Below are 15,743 nucleotides of genomic sequence, written 5' to 3' on the forward strand. Positions count from 1 at the left end.
AGCTTCTCAGCGCCGATGGTAGTTGGGACTTTGTCCCTGTGAGAGTAGGACATTGCCAGGCAAACGAAGCACAACCTGATTAGGGTTGTGCTTTTTTGTATTGTCCGAAAGGACAATAGGTTGTAAATAAAATGTGTGGATCGAGATTCGTGCCCGTGCGGCGGCACTTTTAGAGAAAACGGTAACGAATAGCAGGTATCCATGCCCGCGCGGCGACATTTTTAAAGGAAACGGTAACGAATAGAAGCTATTCGTGCCCGTACAGCGACACATTTAAAGAAAACGGTAACGAATAGCTCTCATACCATGCCCATGAAGTCACCTTTTCCTAATATCCTAACTCATCAGGTACTCATATATCAAAAATGGGCCTTTATGCAGCGTAATCTCTAAAAATGTTTTTATGAAGGGATAATCCCGATTCGGCATCATTTTGGTTAGTTCACTCCACCATTCCGTTTCATATCTTGCAATCATACTTAAATTATAAAGCAAGAGATAATGGACCAACAGCTCTGGGAAAACAAATAAATTTTCCTTTTTAAGCGGCAGTACAAAAGAACCGTTTTCTAGATTAAATTTAATCGGTGAAATTCCCGTAAACGTACTTTTGTTGAATTGAAACAAGAGACCTTCATTTGAAAACTCAATCTGATTTCCTGATTTTGATGTAAGAAACTCCTTCAATCTTTCCTCTGTCATATGATATTGGTCCAATATTTTTTCTGGTACTGCCAATTGCCCATGCAGATTATATATGGGAGTAAAAATGCTTTTTGACTCATGTTTCATAAACAGGTCATCTAATTCGGGAATGAGCTCTAACAGCTCTTCCATTGTAATTTTATCCCCTTCCAAACGTTTCATATGAAACATTTTCTCCGACATAAATGGAAAAAGTCCGTTCTTTTGAAACTTCACTTCGTCTTGGAAAAATTGGTAATTTTGCTTTTTTCTTTTCCTAGTTGAAACTCCATGAGCTAAAACAGATGTCGTTTCCGGATATGCCGGGTCTATCGTTAATATACATGCTTTAATTAAATGTACGAGACCATAAAAAAGTAAGATTGGTTTTAGGATAAGCGGTGCATTTTCTGCCTGTTGATAATAAATTTGCCCATGCTCGAGATAATAAAGAAAGGCATAGCAGTTTTCATAGCTTTTTTGTTCAGGGTTATCGATATTCCACTTTTTATAATTGCTTTTTAAATAGGTCTGACAATGCTCTGCAGAAAAAAAACTTGCATAGCTTTTCCATCCATTAAAGTTTGCTGCCAATGGTAATCACCTTTTTCAGAAAAATTAGACTAAATCGTTCTCCTTGACAGTATTTTGTCCAATTGATAACCTACAATTAAAAATTTTTTCCTGGAGGCCATAAAAATGTGGGAGAGTAAATTTGCTAAAGAAGGTTTAACGTTTGACGATGTCCTATTAATTCCTGGTAAATCAGAAGTACTGCCGCGTGATGTAAATCTTCAAGTAGAGTTGTCGCCTAAGGTGAAGCTAAATATTCCAATTATTAGTGCAGGGATGGATACCGTAACAGAGGCAGAAATGGCGATTTCAATGGCTCGCCAGGGTGGACTGGGCATTATCCATAAAAATATGACAATTGAACAGCAAGCTGAACAGGTTGAAAAAGTTAAGAGATCTGAGAGTGGTGTTATCACCGACCCGTTTTACTTAACCCCAGAGCATCAGGTATTTGATGCCGAGCATTTAATGGGCAAATATCGAATTTCAGGAGTGCCAATTGTGAATAATCTTGAAGAGCAGAGACTAGTTGGCATTATAACCAATCGTGACCTGCGGTTTATTCAAGATTACTCTTATAAGATTTCAGATGTGATGACAAAAGAACATCTCGTTACGGCTCCAGTAGGAACTACTTTAAAAGAGGCTGAAAAGATCCTGCAAAAGTATAAAATAGAAAAGCTTCCGCTAGTAGACGACCAGGGTGTTTTGAAAGGGTTAATTACCATCAAGGATATTGAAAAGGTAATTGAGTTCCCAAATTCAGCAAAGGATAAGCAGGGGCGTTTATTAGCTGGTGCAGCAGTTGGGGTAACAAAGGATACGATGCTGCGGATTGAAAAGCTGGTAAGGGCAAATGTGGATGTTATTGTTGTAGATACAGCTCATGGTCATTCAAAGGGTGTACTTGATACCGTTAAGGAAATAAGAGGTCAATATCCTGATTTAACAATCGTTGCAGGGAATGTGGCAACGGGAGAAGCTACGGCGGCATTAATTGAAGCAGGGGCGGATGTCGTGAAGGTCGGAATCGGACCTGGGTCCATTTGTACGACACGAGTAGTTGCAGGTGTAGGCGTGCCGCAAATCACAGCTGTTTATGACTGTGCTACAGAGGCTAGAAAACACGGCAAGAGTATCATTGCAGACGGCGGCATTAAATATTCGGGCGATATCGTGAAGGCACTCGCAGCAGGCGGTCATGCTGTTATGCTGGGAAGCATGCTTGCAGGTGTTACCGAAAGCCCTGGAGAAACTGAAATTTTCCAAGGACGCCGCTTTAAGGTATATCGTGGCATGGGTTCTGTAGCAGCGATGGAAAAGGGTTCAAAGGATCGTTATTTCCAGGAGGATAATAAGAAGTTTGTTCCTGAAGGAATCGAAGGGCGCCTACCTTATAAAGGACCATTAGCTGAAACCATTTACCAATTAATCGGTGGCTTACGCTCTGGAATGGGCTATTGTGGAACAAAAGACCTAGAAGAATTAAGAAATAATGCTCAATTTGTAAAAATGTCAGGGGCAGGACTAAGGGAAAGTCATCCTCATGATGTCCAAATTACAAAAGAGGCTCCGAATTACTCATTATCTTAAGCTAAAACAGAGAAGCACTGCCTTCTCTGTCTTTTTTTTGTAAAAAGATAGTCCAATCCTCTGTCTATGATTTGAACTTTAGTTATGTTAAAATAACCAAAGTGTACAAAATCGTTGGAGGGTATTATTGTGAATAGACTTTTTTATCGGAAACTTATCGCCAGTTCCTTGGCAATGATCTTGATTTTTAGCCTTTTTGCAGGCATAGATAAAGCAGAGGCAGAAACTGTGGGTTTAGATGTTAATGCATCTGGAGCTATATTAGTTGATGCAGATACGGGCATGATTCTGTACGAAAAGAATTCTGAAACTGCTCTGGGAATTGCAAGTATGACAAAAATGATGACAGAATACTTACTTTTAGAAGCTGTAAAAGAAGGGAAAGTAAAGTGGGATCAAGAGTATGTAGTTTCTCCTGAACTTTCTAAAATGTCGCATGACAATAGTTTAAGTAATGTTTTTTTGCGTGTTGAAGCAAAGTATAAGGTAGAAGATTTGTATGCCGCAATGGCCATTGAATCCGCTAATGCTGCTACAATGGCCATTGCTGAAATTGTTGGAGGATCTGAAGCAAAGTTTGTAGAAATGATGAATAAAAAGGCAGCGGAGCTTGGTCTAAAAACGTATAAATTTGTAAACTCTTCAGGTTTAAATAATCGTGATATTTTAAAGCATTTTCCTGAAATAGTGGGTGACCCTGATGAGGAAAACATCATGTCTGCAAAGGATGTTGCCGCATTAGCGTCCCATTTATTACATGACTTCCCTGAGGTACTGAAAACATCCAGCATACCAGAAAAGATTTTTGCAAAGGGTACGGAAGATGAATTTGTAATGGACAACTGGAACTGGATGCTGGAAGGATATGAAGAACTTGCTGCGGATTACCCAAATTATCAACAATTCGTTTATGATGGTTTGGATGGTTTAAAAACAGGCTCCACTCCATTTGCAGGTTATAACTTTACAGGAACAGCTATTCGAGATGGTCAACGATTTATATCTGTTGTTATGAATACAGGTTCCCAATCTGAAAGATTTAAAGAGACAAGAAAGATTCTAGACTTCGCGTTTAATAATTTTAAAAAAGAAGAGATTATACCAAAGAATTATCAAGTTAAAGGCAATAAGACTTTACCTGTAATCAAAGGTAAAGAGGATCAAGTGAAAATTTATACAAAAGATGCTGTTAACATGGTTGTAAAGAACGGGGAAAAGGATAATTTGAAAACCGTTTTAACACTCGATAAAAAGAAGGTTAATAAACAAGGCGAACTTACGGCACCTATTAAAAAGGGTGAAAAGGTTGGAACTTTATCCATTCAACCTAAAGACGCTGAAAGTTTAGGGTTTTTAACAGATAAAGGGCAGAACAATATTACCGTTGATGTCATTGCAGCCGAGGATGTTGAAAAGGCAAATTGGTTCGTTTTGATGATGAGAGGAATCGGTGGATTCTTTGGAGATCTTTGGGGAGGCATCTCTGACACGGTTAAAGGTTGGTTTTAATAAATAGGAAATATATAGCAAAGGGATTCTTGTCTTGACAGGAATCCTTTTTTGTTGCTTTAATTATTTTATGGAAACAATCTAATTCCGAATGAATTAACAATATTTCCTAAATTTATACGTTAATTTTTTGCAATATTTATAAAAATGGAACTTACAAGGGGGATTTATCATGAAAACAGGTACAGATCGAGTAAAACGCGGAATGGCCGAAATGCAAAAGGGCGGCGTCATCATGGACGTTGTAAATGCGGAGCAGGCAAGAATTGCTGAAGAGGCTGGCGCAGTTGCTGTAATGGCTCTAGAGCGTGTACCATCTGACATCCGTGCAGCTGGCGGTGTTGCCAGAATGGCTGACCCAAGGATTATTGAAGAGGTTCTAAATGCAGTATCAATCCCAGTAATGGCGAAGGCAAGAATTGGACATATTGTAGAAGCACGTGTGCTTGAAGCAATGGGAGTTGACTACCTTGATGAAAGTGAAGTTTTAACACCTGCTGATGAAGAATATCATTTATATAAAAGTGACTTTACTGTTCCATTTGTTTGTGGCTGCCGCGATCTTGGTGAGGCTGCCCGCAGGATTGGGGAAGGAGCTTCCATGCTTCGTACGAAAGGCGAGCCTGGAACAGGTAATATCGTTGAAGCTGTTCGCCATATGCGTAAAGTGAATGGACAAGTTCGTAAAGTAGTAGGAATGAATGTAGATGAGCTTATGACAGAAGCAAAACTATTAGGAGCACCATTTGAATTACTTCTTGAAATTAAGCGTCTTGGCCGCCTTCCGGTTGTTAACTTTGCAGCTGGCGGTGTTGCAACTCCTGCTGATGCGGCATTGATGATGGAGTTGGGTGCCGACGGTGTATTCGTAGGTTCAGGAATTTTTAAATCTGAGAACCCAGCTAAGTTTGCAAGAGCTATTGTGGAAGCTACTACTCACTACCAAGACTACAAATTGATTGCTGAGCTTTCTAAGGACCTAGGAACACCAATGAAAGGTATTGAGATATCTTCACTAGCTCCTGAAGCACGCATGCAGGATAGAGGCTGGTAAGATCATGGTTAAAGTAGGAGTCCTTGCCTTACAGGGTGCTGTGCGTGAACATATTCGCTCTATTGAGGAATGTGGGGTCGAAGCCGTTGCCATTAAGCGAATAGAAGAATTAAAAGAGATAGATGGCTTGATTCTTCCCGGTGGTGAAAGCACTGCGATGCGCCGCTTGATTGATAAATATAATTTCATGGATGCACTTAAGGAATTTGCTGCGGAAGGTAAACCGATGTTCGGTACATGTGCAGGTCTTATTCTATTAGCTAAAAACCTAGTAGGCCACGAGCCTCATATTGGTGTGATGGACATTACGGTCGAACGAAACTCCTTTGGACGCCAGGTCGATAGCTTTGAGGCCGACCTCGCGATAAAGGATGTAGCTGACAGTTTCCCTGCAGTCTTTATCCGTGCACCGCATATTGTTGAAGCTGGTTCAGAAGTAGAAATTCTTTCAAAGCACAATGACCGCATTGTGGCCGCACGCGAAGGCCAATTCCTTGGCTGCTCATTCCATCCAGAATTAACAGATAAGCATGAACTTACGGCTTATTTTGTTGACATGGTAAAGGAAGCAAAAGCAAAACAATTGGTATAATTTGTTTGCATTTTGCGAATAATTATAGTAAATTTTTAATAAATAAATAAAAGTTAAAGCAATGAGAGGAACTAGTAACAGGAAGTTCATTCTAAAGAGAGCCGGTGGCTGGTGTGAATCGGTGTTTGAAGCTTGTGAATCCCTCCTCGAGTAAGGTGCGGAACACCCTATATGGGTCAGTAAGTACTTTCGGTAAAAACCGTTAATTTTTTTCAAGGTGGACAGACTAATAGCTGTCAACCAGGGTGGTAACGCGGGTAACTCTCGTCCCTGTTTTGGGGACGGGAGTTTTTTGTATTTATTTTTTATTAACCTAGCTGCAGCGCCTAGGGGATCGGGGTCATAAGCCCCTGAACAAGGCGCTTACGCTTTATAATAAAGGAGCGATAAAGATGTTAGATATTAAAGTATTAAGAGCTAACTTTGAAGAGGTTAAGGGAAAACTTCAACACCGTGGGGAGGATCTAACAGACCTTGGGAAATTTGAGGATCTAGATCAGCGCAGACGTGATTTAATTGTTGAGGCTGAACAATTGAAAAGCAAGCGGAATGAGGTTTCTCAGCAGGTTGCAGCACTAAAGCGTGAAAAAGCCGATGCTGACCATCTTATTGTGGAAATGCGTGAGGTAGGAGATAGAATTAAAGTATTGGATGAGGAGCTCCGCAGTGTCGAGGAAACCCTTGATTTGTTGTTAATGAGCATTCCGAATATTCCCCATGAAAGTGTTCCAATTGGTGAAACAGAGGATGATAACGTTGAAATTAGAAAATGGGGTCATGTCCGGGACTTTGAATTTGAAGCGAAGCCGCACTGGGACGTTGCGGACCACTTGGCAATTCTTGACTTTGAACGTGCGGGCAAAGTTACCGGCAGCCGCTTTGTTTTTTATAAAGGGCTTGGGGCCCGCTTAGAGCGTGCACTTATGAACTTTATGCTTGATCTCCATGTGGATGAACATGGCTATAAAGAAATTTTACCGCCTTATATGGTCAACCGTGCGAGCATGACAGGTACTGGACAACTGCCAAAATTCGAAGAAGATGCATTCTTAATTGAAAATGAAGATTATTTCTTAATTCCAACCGCAGAGGTGCCTGTCACCAATCTCCATCGTGATGAAATATTAAGCGGAGATGAGCTTCCAATCCGCTTTGCAGCGTACAGTGCATGCTTCCGCTCTGAAGCTGGTTCTGCAGGACGTGATACGCGGGGATTAATTCGCCAGCACCAATTCAACAAGGTGGAACTAGTGAAGTTTGTTAAGCCAGAGGATTCTTACGAGGAGCTTGAGAAACTGACAAGTGATGCAGAGCGTGTCCTTCAATTACTCGAGTTACCTTACCGTGTGTTAAGCATGTGTACAGGTGACCTCGGCTTTACGGCTGCCAAAAAGTACGATATTGAGGTTTGGATTCCAAGCTATGGCACCTACCGAGAGATTTCTTCTTGCAGTAACTTTGAAGCTTTCCAGGCGCGTCGTGCCAATATTCGCTTCCGCCGTGATCCAAAGGCAAAACCTGAGCATGTCCACACACTAAACGGATCTGGGCTTGCTATTGGGCGGACTGTTGCTGCTATTTTAGAAAATTACCAGCAGGAGGATGGCAGTGTGGTTATCCCGAATGTGTTACGTCCATATATGGGAAATAAAGAGGTTATCGTTCCAGAATAATAAAAAATAATTTTATTTTATTAATTTGTTGACACGAGTAGATTACTGTGTTAATCTATATCTTGTCAACACGGAGGAATACCCAAGTCTGGCTGAAGGGATCGGTCTTGAAAACCGACAGGCGGGTCATACCGCGCGGGGGTTCGAATCCCTCTTCCTCCTCCATTAATTTTAATTTTAATATAATCGCGCATAAAACTGGAGATAAAATCCGTCCCAAGTAATTTGGCGGATTTTTTTTATGCATTTTTTTAAAATAATGGCTGTGTTTAAAGGTAAATGTTGATTTTAGAACCTGTTGATTTGTGCGGAAGGCGCGAGACTCCTGCAGGAGGACGGGACAGGGGAGACCCCGCAGGCGCTTTAGCGCCGAGGAGGCTTCCCGAACCGCCTGCGGAAAGCGAAGCGCCTGGAGGACAAATCAACAGCCTAATTTAACACAGCCAAAATAAAAAAGAAGCACATATTGGATTACCCAATATGTGCTTTTGTCATATTTAAAATTTCCCTTAATCGCTCATCCACTTCACGACATACTCTTATCGCATCCTCTGGCCTATTAACAACATCCGTATTGTCCATATCAATAATCAAGACATCACTGGCATTATAGTTATTAATAACCCACTCATCATAACCCTTCCAAACTTCAAAGTAATATTCTTTCAGTTCCGGGTTAATTTCAAAGCTTCTGCCACGGGCCATAATACGATCAATTACCGTATCGAAGGAGCCTTTTAAATAAACCATTAAATCAGGAGCTTTTTTAGGAAGTTCATTTAACTCTTCCATCATGTTTTCAACTAAATCTTCATATATCTTAAATTCAAGTTCAGAAATTCTTCCTAGATTTTTGTTTACATAAGCAAAATACCAATCTTCGTAAATGGAGCGATCTTGAATGGTGTAAATAGGTTCTCTCCAACTTACACAATCTTTTACCGTTTTAAAACGTTTATTTAAAAAAAACAATTGTAATAGGAAGGGAATTCTTCTTGCATCTAGTTCCTCAGGTGTTAATTCATAATAAAGAGGAAGAATTGGATTATCATCAACAGTCTCATAAAAGACCTTACTCTCAATGCCGCTTTTTTGAAAATGTGCATTTAATGTATCAGCTACACTTGTCTTACCAAGACCTATCATACCACCAATAACGATACTCACTTACATCCCCCAATTCTCATACTGTGTTAGTCGTGCTGCTTTTTTTTAATGAGCCTATAAGCTTTTCAATAATAAAATTTAAATCATCTTCATTTTTTACAAAATCTACTTCATCACCATTAAAACGAAGAACAGGAATTTCAGGATGTGTTTGCTCAAAGCTCGTTATCGTTTGTTCGTAATCAATCGATAGCTGCTCTAAATATAAGGGACTGATATTTTTCTCTACTTCGCGTCCACGTATTTTAATTCGCTTTAGCAGAGTATCAAGACTCGCATTGAGATAGATAATTACATTTGGCTTTGGCATGTCTTCTGTTAGGAGCTGATATATTTTATAGTATTTTTGATATTCAACGGGGTTTAGAGTCCTCTGGGCAAAAATTAAGTTCTTTAAAATATTGTAATCTGCTACAACAGCCTGACTTTTACTTAAGAAGTGGGTATTGATATCCCCTAATTGCTTATAGCGATTGCAGAGAAAAAACATTTCCGTTTGGAAACTCCATTCCTCGATATTGTCATAAAACTTCCCCAAAAATGGATTTTCATCAACGATTTCTTTTAATAAAGCAAAATTAAATTGATCTGAAATGGCTTTTGCGAGAGATGTCTTACCTACACCAATCGGCCCTTCAACGGTTATAAAGGGAGTATACCCCATTGCATGTCCTCCTTCTCCAATTGCCTGCAATTTCTATGTTTAACCAGCAATATGCCGGAAGTACTTATTCAAAGTTCAATAAAGGCACAAATAATATATTATCATAATCTGCCGCAGGAAGGGATATGGAAATTATTGAAGAAGAAATATAAATGTCGATTATATGAAAAAACTGCCGAATATCGGCAGTTTATGGAGGTAATAATATTAACTTCTTTTAACCACATTGAAATTTTCAACAATTAACAGCCAATTTTGCGGAAATGCTAAGCCAAGCTTCCAATAACTCATACCGCGAATCTTTAACTCTTTAATCAAATTAAACTTTGCCTGAATGGAGCGGGCATCTTCAAACCAAACCTCATGCCGTTTACCATCAGCTGCACTGTATCGGAAGAACGGTGCCTGTGCTTTTGTATCATACTGAATTGGAACATTGTTACGAGCTGCAAGCTCAATTGCTTGTTGAGGACTGACTGCTTTTGCTACTGTTCCCTGAACAAAAGGAAGTGTCCAGTCATATCCATATAAATTCTGTCCCATTAGAATCTTATTTGGAGGCATTTCAGTAAGAGCATATTCTAAAACCCTTCGAACCTGATCAATAGGTGAGACAGCCATGGCTGGGCCGCCGCTGTATCCCCATTCATAGGTCATAATAACAACAAAATCAGCTATTTGGCCGTGGGCTCGATAATCATGGCCTTCATACCAATTTCCTTTTTGCGTGGCACTTGTTTTTGGCGCAAGGGCGGTACTCATCAACCAACCTTCATTGTTAAACCTAGCTTTTGCCTTCCTTAAAAAACGATTATAGGCTTCGCGGTCTACGGGACGTATGAATTCAAAGTCAAAATGAATATCTCTGAATCCATATTTTTTGGCTGTTGCTACGATATTGTTCAAAAAGCGGTCTTGGATAGCGATATCATTTAATAAAATTCGGGCTAACTCATCACTAAATTGGTCATTTTCTTGGTTATCAACCACCATCATTAACGTGTTTCGATTCGCTCTTGCGATGGCTGGAAAATTATTGAGCAAGGGTTCTCTGAGGGAGCCATCACGTAATGCATGAAAACTAAATGGTGCTAAATAAGTGAGATAAGGGGCAGCTTCCCGTGCGCTAGTTTCTAGAGCTGGAGCAACAGAGGTGCCGCGTGGTTCAACATAGGCATTAAATTCTGCTCTTCTTTTAGCTGCCTGGGGGATATAAAGACGAAATCCAACATAGAGCTGCTGGTTTAATGAAATCCGATTAACTGAGGCAATTTGTTGATAAGGCACGCCTGTTTTTTGCCCAATAGACCATAGACTATCTCCTGGCTGTACATAATAAAAACTGCCAACGATCGGAATCACCATTGCTTGACCGACAACAAGATTGTTTGGATTAGGGATGTCATTTGCTTCAACAATATCATTAACAGTTGTGTTATATGCCCTGGCAATGGTTGTCAATGATTCATTACTTTTCACAACATGAATTTGCATATTCTTCCCCTCCTAAGCAAGAACGCTACATCTATTCTATGAGTGAATGGGTTGAATCATGATATAATGGTAAAAATATCAATCTAACGTGTTGAAATGATGAAGATAATGTAAGGCGGTAATCCTTATGACTATTGAAGAATTTACTGATGAATACTATATGAAAGAAGCTATAAAGGAAGCAAAGAAGGCAGAAGATTTACGAGAGGTGCCAATTGGGGCAATTCTTGTTATCGATGGAAAGATTATTTCCCGTGCACATAACTTACGTGAAAGTAAACAAAGTGCGGTTGCTCATGCAGAGCTGCTGGCGATTGAACAAGCATGTAAAGAAACTGGTTCATGGCGTCTGGAGAATGCACATCTATATGTTACTCTAGAGCCCTGTGCAATGTGCTCAGGAGCAATTATCCTATCCAGGGTCAGTAGAGTAGTTTTTGGTGCATCAGATCCAAAGGGCGGTTGTGCCGGAACGTTTATGAATCTCCTGCAGGATGAACGGTTCAATCATCAAAGTGAAGTAAAGCGCGGCGTCCTGGAAGCAGAATGCAGTCAGTTACTTTCTGACTTCTTTCGTAAGCTGCGAGAACAAAGGAAATTAGCAAGAAAACAAACCTTACAGGAATTTACAATTGATAAAGATTGATTTTTTTGTTGAAAGTTAGTATACTAAAAAGGCGTCAGATAAGGCGCCTAAAATTATTATCAACTTTGCCGTGCTAGGCGGGGAGGTAGCGGTGCCCTGTACTCGCAATCCGCTCTAGCGAGGCTGAATCCCTTCCCGAGGCTGGTATCCTGTAGGGTCCGCCTTAAGTAAGTAGTGTTGACGCCCGGGTCCTGCGCAATGGGAATCCATGAACCATGTCAGGTCCGGAAGGAAGCAGCATTAAGTGGAAGCTCCCATGTGCCGCAGGGTGGCCTGGGCCGAGCTAACTGCTTAAGCAGCGCCTATGGGTGCGAAGTCGACGGAAGGTGCACGGCAGTTTATAATGTAAAAGCAACTCATCTCATTGAAGAGATGAGTTTTTTTGTATTCACCTAGAAAAATTGAAAAATTGAAAAGGGTTAAGTTATAATGGTTAGGAGAGAAACTTTGGAGGGGGCGATGTTTTGGCTTATCAGGCTTTATATCGTGTTTGGCGTCCTCAGCAATTTATTGATGTAGTAGGACAAGAACATGTAACGAAAACATTGCAAAACGCCCTACTTCAACAAAAAATTTCCCATGCCTATTTATTTAATGGGCCGCGAGGAACTGGTAAAACAAGTGCAGCGAAAATATTGGCTAAAGCAGTAAATTGTGAACGAGCACCCGTTTCTGAACCCTGCAATGAATGTGCTGCCTGTAAGGGAATTACAAATGGAACGATATCTGATGTGCTTGAATTTGACGCAGCTTCCAACTCGAGAGTGGAAGAAATGCGGGATGTTCTAGATAAGGTAAAGTTCGCACCAACCTCTGTTCGCTACAAGGTCTATATTATTGATGAAGTGCATATGCTTTCGATTAGTGCCTTTAATGCTTTGTTAAAAACATTGGAAGAACCGCCTCAGCATGTTATCTTCATTTTAGCTACGACTGAGCCTCATAAAATACCGCTAACCATTATCTCCAGGTGTCAACGATTTGATTTTAGACGGATTACAGCACAATCCATTGTAAATCGAATGAAGTTAATCGTCGAAGAAACTGGGGTTAATTGCGAAGAGGATGCTCTAAAAATGATTGCGAGAGCGGCTGAAGGCGGTATGCGTGACGCATTAAGTCTTTTAGACCAAGCTATTTCCTTTAGCCAGGAAAGCGTAACAGTTGAAGATGCTTTAACAGTAACTGGATCTGTCTCACAAGGATTCTTAAACAAGCTTGCAAGGTCAGTTCTGGACAAGGATGTAGCCAGCGGTTTAGAAGCCTTAGAGGAATTGTTATTTCATGGGAAGGATCCTTCAAGATTTATCGAGGATTTTATTTTATACTACCGAGATATGCTGTTATATAAAACAGCACCAAATCTTGAAGAGTCATTAGATAGAGTCTTGTTAGATGAGGAGTTCCGTCAAATTGCTGAGTCTGTTCCTTATGATCAGATTTACCAGCTTATTGAATTGTTAAATAAAACTCAACAGGATATGCGATGGACCAACCATCCGAGGATCTTTTTAGAAGTTGCGATTGTTAAGCTGTGTCAAACAGAGGTAAAACAGCAGGAGCAAATGCCTTCTGGACAAATGTCTCAACTGCTTGCCAAACTAGAACAGCTTGAGCATGAACTACAACAGTTAAAAACGAATGGACCAGCAGTTGTCCAAGATGCAGCGCCACAGGCTGCGCAAAAGCCTGCACAAAGAAGTTCAAGAAAAGGATTCCAGCCGGCTGTTGGAAGAATAAATGAAGTATTAAAGAATGCGACAAAGAATGATTTAAATCAAATTAAAAGCAAATGGGGTGAAATGAGAGGTCGATTAATGAAATCTCATGCAGCTTTATTGAATGAAGCAGAGCCTGCTGCTGCTTCAGCCAATGCTTTTATTTTAAAATTTAAACATGAAATTCACTGTCAAATGGCCATGGATAATAACCGTTTTATCGAGACGATTACGCTTGCTCTTCAAGAGCTAACTGGAAATAGATATCTCGTGCTTGGGGTACCAGAAGAGCAATGGGTTTCGATTCGAGAAAACTTCTTAAGTACTCAGCATCTAGTTGAAGGAGAATCTTCTGAGTCTAAACCAGAAGACGAGCCGCATATTGCGGAAGCCAAAAACTTATTCGGTGCGGAATTTGTTGAAATAATTGACTAATTAAATGGAGGTTGAAGGAAATATGCGTGGTGGAATGGGAAATATGCAAAATATGATGAAGCAAATGCAAAAAATGCAAAAGAAAATGGCTGAGGCACAAGAAGAATTAGGTCAACAGAAGATTGAAGGAACAGCTGGCGGCGGCATGGTCACTGTCATTGTTACAGGACATAAAGAAGTGGTAGACGTACAAATTAAACCTGAAGCTGTAGACCCTGACGATATCGAAATGCTTCAAGATCTTGTGTTGGCAGCAACAAACGATGCCCTAAAGAAGGTTGAAGAGCTCACAAACAATACAATGGGCCAATTTACAAAAGGAATGAATCTTCCATTTTAATTCATGATGATCAAGCATATGCGCCTTTTTAAAGGCGCATATGCTTTTCTAGGAGAGGAATAATAAAAGAATGCATTATCCAGAACCGATTTCTAAGTTGATTGACAGTTTCATGAAGCTGCCTGGCATCGGACCCAAAACGGCTGGTCGTTTGGCCTTTTATGTTTTAAGTATGAAGGAAGATACTGTGCTGGATTTTGCTAAAGCACTTGTAAATGCCAAACGAAATTTAACCTATTGTTCTGTCTGTGGACATATAACAGACCAGGATCCATGCTATATATGTGAAGACCAACGCCGAGATAAGAGTACAATTTGTGTTGTTCAAGACCCAAAGGATGTCATTGCGATGGAAAAGATGAAGGAATTTAATGGCAAGTATCATGTTTTACATGGTGCGATTTCACCCATGGATGGTATTGGCCCAGAGGATATTAATATTCCCGATCTCCTAAAGCGTCTACATGATGAAACTGTACAGGAAGTGATCTTAGCAACGAATCCAAATATTGAAGGAGAGGCAACGGCGATGTATATTTCTCGTTTGCTGAAACCATCAGGCATAAAAGTCACAAGGATTGCTCATGGACTTCCTGTTGGAGGAGACCTGGAATACGCAGACGAAGTTACTTTATCAAAAGCTCTCGAGGGTAGAAGAGAGATCTAAACCGAAAAGCGGAAGCGCCTTGAACAGGGAAAAATGCAGTTCAATTTTTCCTAGGCGCTGTAGCTAGACAAGTACCGGGGGAATAACGATGTTTTTTAAGCGTAAAGGGTGGCTTCGGAAAGAGTTTGATGAAAAACTTTTAACCCAGTTACAGGAGTATAAAGAACATTGGCAGGAGCAAAAACAATTATTAGATAAAAGTTTTGACCCTTCAGAGGAAGCAATTTGTCAGACAAAAATCGCCCAAGCAAAGTACTTCTTTCTATTAAAGGAAGCAAAAGAAAGAAATGTAAGGATTAAAAGGTAAAAATTAAGCTATTCCTATTCAAGGTCTATTTTTTATAACTTGTACATATGTTGTTATAAAAAGAGTTGAAGGGGGATAGCTTTATTGGAACCAATTATAGTCATTTCGATATTAGGCGGGCTTGTACTTATTCTTTTGTTTTCTGGAGCTCCTTTTAAGCCAGCAAGATTTATTAGTCAAGCTGTTGTCAAATTATTAATTGGAGCAATGCTATTATTCTTCTTAAATACTGCGGGTAATAGTTTTGGTATTCATGTCCCAATTAATTTTGCAACATCGGCTGTATCAGGTTTTCTGGGGATTCCAGGATTAGTGGCGCTAGCTGCTATTCAAAAGTTTATCATCTAATCTAAAACTGCCGCTGGAAAACAGCGGTTTTTTACTGCTCTAAAAACAATTATATTTAATTAAGTAAAATCTATTGACCAATCCTAGGTTGTGCTGTAATATAGGAAAAGTCGTCACAAGCGACAGCGCAACAAATTAAAAAAGTTATTGACATTAATAACTTGATTATGATATATTAATAAAGTCGCTTTTGAGCGAAAGAGAAAAATTGATCTTTGAAAACTAAACAAACAAGAACGTCAACAAACAATTTTTTTAGCTTTTTATAAAAGCTAAGCC

At 39.9% G+C, this 15,743-nt stretch carries 15 protein-coding genes, 1 tRNA gene, 1 other RNA gene and 1 other annotated feature; of the genes, 13 read left to right on the top strand and 4 right to left on the bottom strand.

The genetic code is table 11. From position 1 onward, the window contains the following. Positions 1 to 336: 336 nt before the first annotated feature. Positions 337 to 1,278, bottom strand: a complete 942-nt coding sequence (locus MLOOGBEN_RS28560) for a YaaC family protein (protein WP_179161631.1) — start codon at positions 1,276 to 1,278, stop codon at positions 337 to 339. Positions 1,279 to 1,383: 105 nt separating this feature from the next. Between MLOOGBEN_RS28560 and guaB the strand changes: the two genes are divergently transcribed. The 6 genes from guaB (at position 1,384) to MLOOGBEN_RS28590 (ending at position 7,843) form a co-directional block, all read left to right on the top strand. Beyond that, positions 1,384 to 2,850, top strand: coding sequence for an IMP dehydrogenase (guaB, locus tag MLOOGBEN_RS28565; protein WP_179161632.1), 1,467 nt, complete (start codon positions 1,384 to 1,386; stop codon positions 2,848 to 2,850). A 174-nt stretch (positions 2,851 to 3,024) separates the two neighbouring features. Then, positions 3,025 to 4,359, top strand: a complete 1,335-nt coding sequence (locus tag MLOOGBEN_RS28570) for a D-alanyl-D-alanine carboxypeptidase family protein (protein WP_218781376.1) — start codon at positions 3,025 to 3,027, stop codon at positions 4,357 to 4,359. Positions 4,360 to 4,528: 169 nt separating this feature from the next. Next, positions 4,529 to 5,413: a pyridoxal 5'-phosphate synthase lyase subunit PdxS gene (gene pdxS, locus MLOOGBEN_RS28575; RefSeq protein WP_179161644.1), complete on the top strand. Its 885-nt coding sequence runs from the start codon at positions 4,529 to 4,531 to the stop codon at positions 5,411 to 5,413. A gap of 4 nt (positions 5,414 to 5,417) precedes the next feature. Then, entirely contained in the window at positions 5,418 to 6,005 is a 588-nt protein-coding gene (gene pdxT, locus MLOOGBEN_RS28580) for a pyridoxal 5'-phosphate synthase glutaminase subunit PdxT (RefSeq protein ID WP_179161634.1), read from the top strand. Positions 6,006 to 6,057: 52 nt separating this feature from the next. Further along, positions 6,058 to 6,280 (top strand) — a binding site (T-box leader). Between the two features lie 117 nt (positions 6,281 to 6,397). After that, positions 6,398 to 7,678, top strand: coding sequence for a serine--tRNA ligase (gene serS / locus MLOOGBEN_RS28585; RefSeq protein WP_179161635.1), 1,281 nt, complete (start codon positions 6,398 to 6,400; stop codon positions 7,676 to 7,678). 72 nt (positions 7,679 to 7,750) lie between these two features. Next, positions 7,751 to 7,843, top strand: a tRNA-Ser gene (locus MLOOGBEN_RS28590). 306 nt (positions 7,844 to 8,149) lie between these two features. Here the strand turns inward: MLOOGBEN_RS28590 and MLOOGBEN_RS28595 are convergent. From MLOOGBEN_RS28595 to MLOOGBEN_RS28605, 3 genes are all read right to left on the bottom strand, one after another. Then, positions 8,150 to 8,845 carry a deoxynucleoside kinase gene (locus MLOOGBEN_RS28595; protein WP_179161636.1) on the bottom strand — a complete coding sequence of 232 codons (696 nt, stop codon included), beginning with the start codon at positions 8,843 to 8,845 and terminating at the stop codon, positions 8,150 to 8,152. Positions 8,846 to 8,861: 16 nt separating this feature from the next. Then, the gene (locus MLOOGBEN_RS28600) at positions 8,862 to 9,509 is read right to left on the bottom strand and encodes a deoxynucleoside kinase (protein WP_179161637.1); all 648 of its coding nucleotides are present in this window, start codon (positions 9,507 to 9,509) and stop codon (positions 8,862 to 8,864) included. 207 nt (positions 9,510 to 9,716) lie between these two features. After that, positions 9,717 to 11,003 (bottom strand): glycoside hydrolase family 18 protein, encoded by a 1,287-nt coding sequence (locus tag MLOOGBEN_RS28605; protein WP_179161638.1) that lies wholly within the window; start codon positions 11,001 to 11,003, stop codon positions 9,717 to 9,719. A gap of 127 nt (positions 11,004 to 11,130) precedes the next feature. On the opposite strand from MLOOGBEN_RS28605, the gene tadA reads away from it, so the two are divergent. The 7 genes from tadA to MLOOGBEN_RS28640 all read left to right on the top strand — a co-directional run bounded on the left by tadA (position 11,131) and on the right by MLOOGBEN_RS28640 (position 15,464). Continuing rightward, entirely contained in the window at positions 11,131 to 11,649 is a 519-nt protein-coding gene (tadA, locus tag MLOOGBEN_RS28610; protein WP_179161639.1) for a tRNA adenosine(34) deaminase TadA, read from the top strand. A 68-nt stretch (positions 11,650 to 11,717) separates the two neighbouring features. Beyond that, positions 11,718 to 11,983: signal recognition particle sRNA large type (gene ffs / locus MLOOGBEN_RS28615), an RNA gene on the top strand. A 130-nt stretch (positions 11,984 to 12,113) separates the two neighbouring features. Then, on the top strand, positions 12,114 to 13,802 hold the full coding sequence (gene dnaX, locus MLOOGBEN_RS28620; protein WP_179161640.1) for a DNA polymerase III subunit gamma/tau: 1,689 nt from the start codon (positions 12,114 to 12,116) through the stop codon (positions 13,800 to 13,802). Between the two features lie 22 nt (positions 13,803 to 13,824). Further along, complete coding sequence (locus MLOOGBEN_RS28625; protein ID WP_045519285.1) at positions 13,825 to 14,142, top strand: YbaB/EbfC family nucleoid-associated protein; 318 nt, start codon at positions 13,825 to 13,827, stop codon at positions 14,140 to 14,142. Between the two features lie 70 nt (positions 14,143 to 14,212). Further along, entirely contained in the window at positions 14,213 to 14,809 is a 597-nt protein-coding gene (gene recR / locus MLOOGBEN_RS28630; protein ID WP_179161641.1) for a recombination mediator RecR, read from the top strand. 88 nt (positions 14,810 to 14,897) lie between these two features. Further along, positions 14,898 to 15,116, top strand: coding sequence for a YaaL family protein (locus MLOOGBEN_RS28635; protein ID WP_179161642.1), 219 nt, complete (start codon positions 14,898 to 14,900; stop codon positions 15,114 to 15,116). An 84-nt stretch (positions 15,117 to 15,200) separates the two neighbouring features. Continuing rightward, on the top strand, positions 15,201 to 15,464 hold the full coding sequence (locus tag MLOOGBEN_RS28640) for a pro-sigmaK processing inhibitor BofA family protein (RefSeq protein WP_179161643.1): 264 nt from the start codon (positions 15,201 to 15,203) through the stop codon (positions 15,462 to 15,464). The last annotated feature ends 279 nt before the right edge of the window (positions 15,465 to 15,743 follow it).

This window comes from Bacillus sp. EB106-08-02-XG196 (genome assembly GCF_013396335.1).
Lineage (GTDB): Bacteria > Bacillota > Bacilli > Bacillales > Cytobacillaceae > Neobacillus.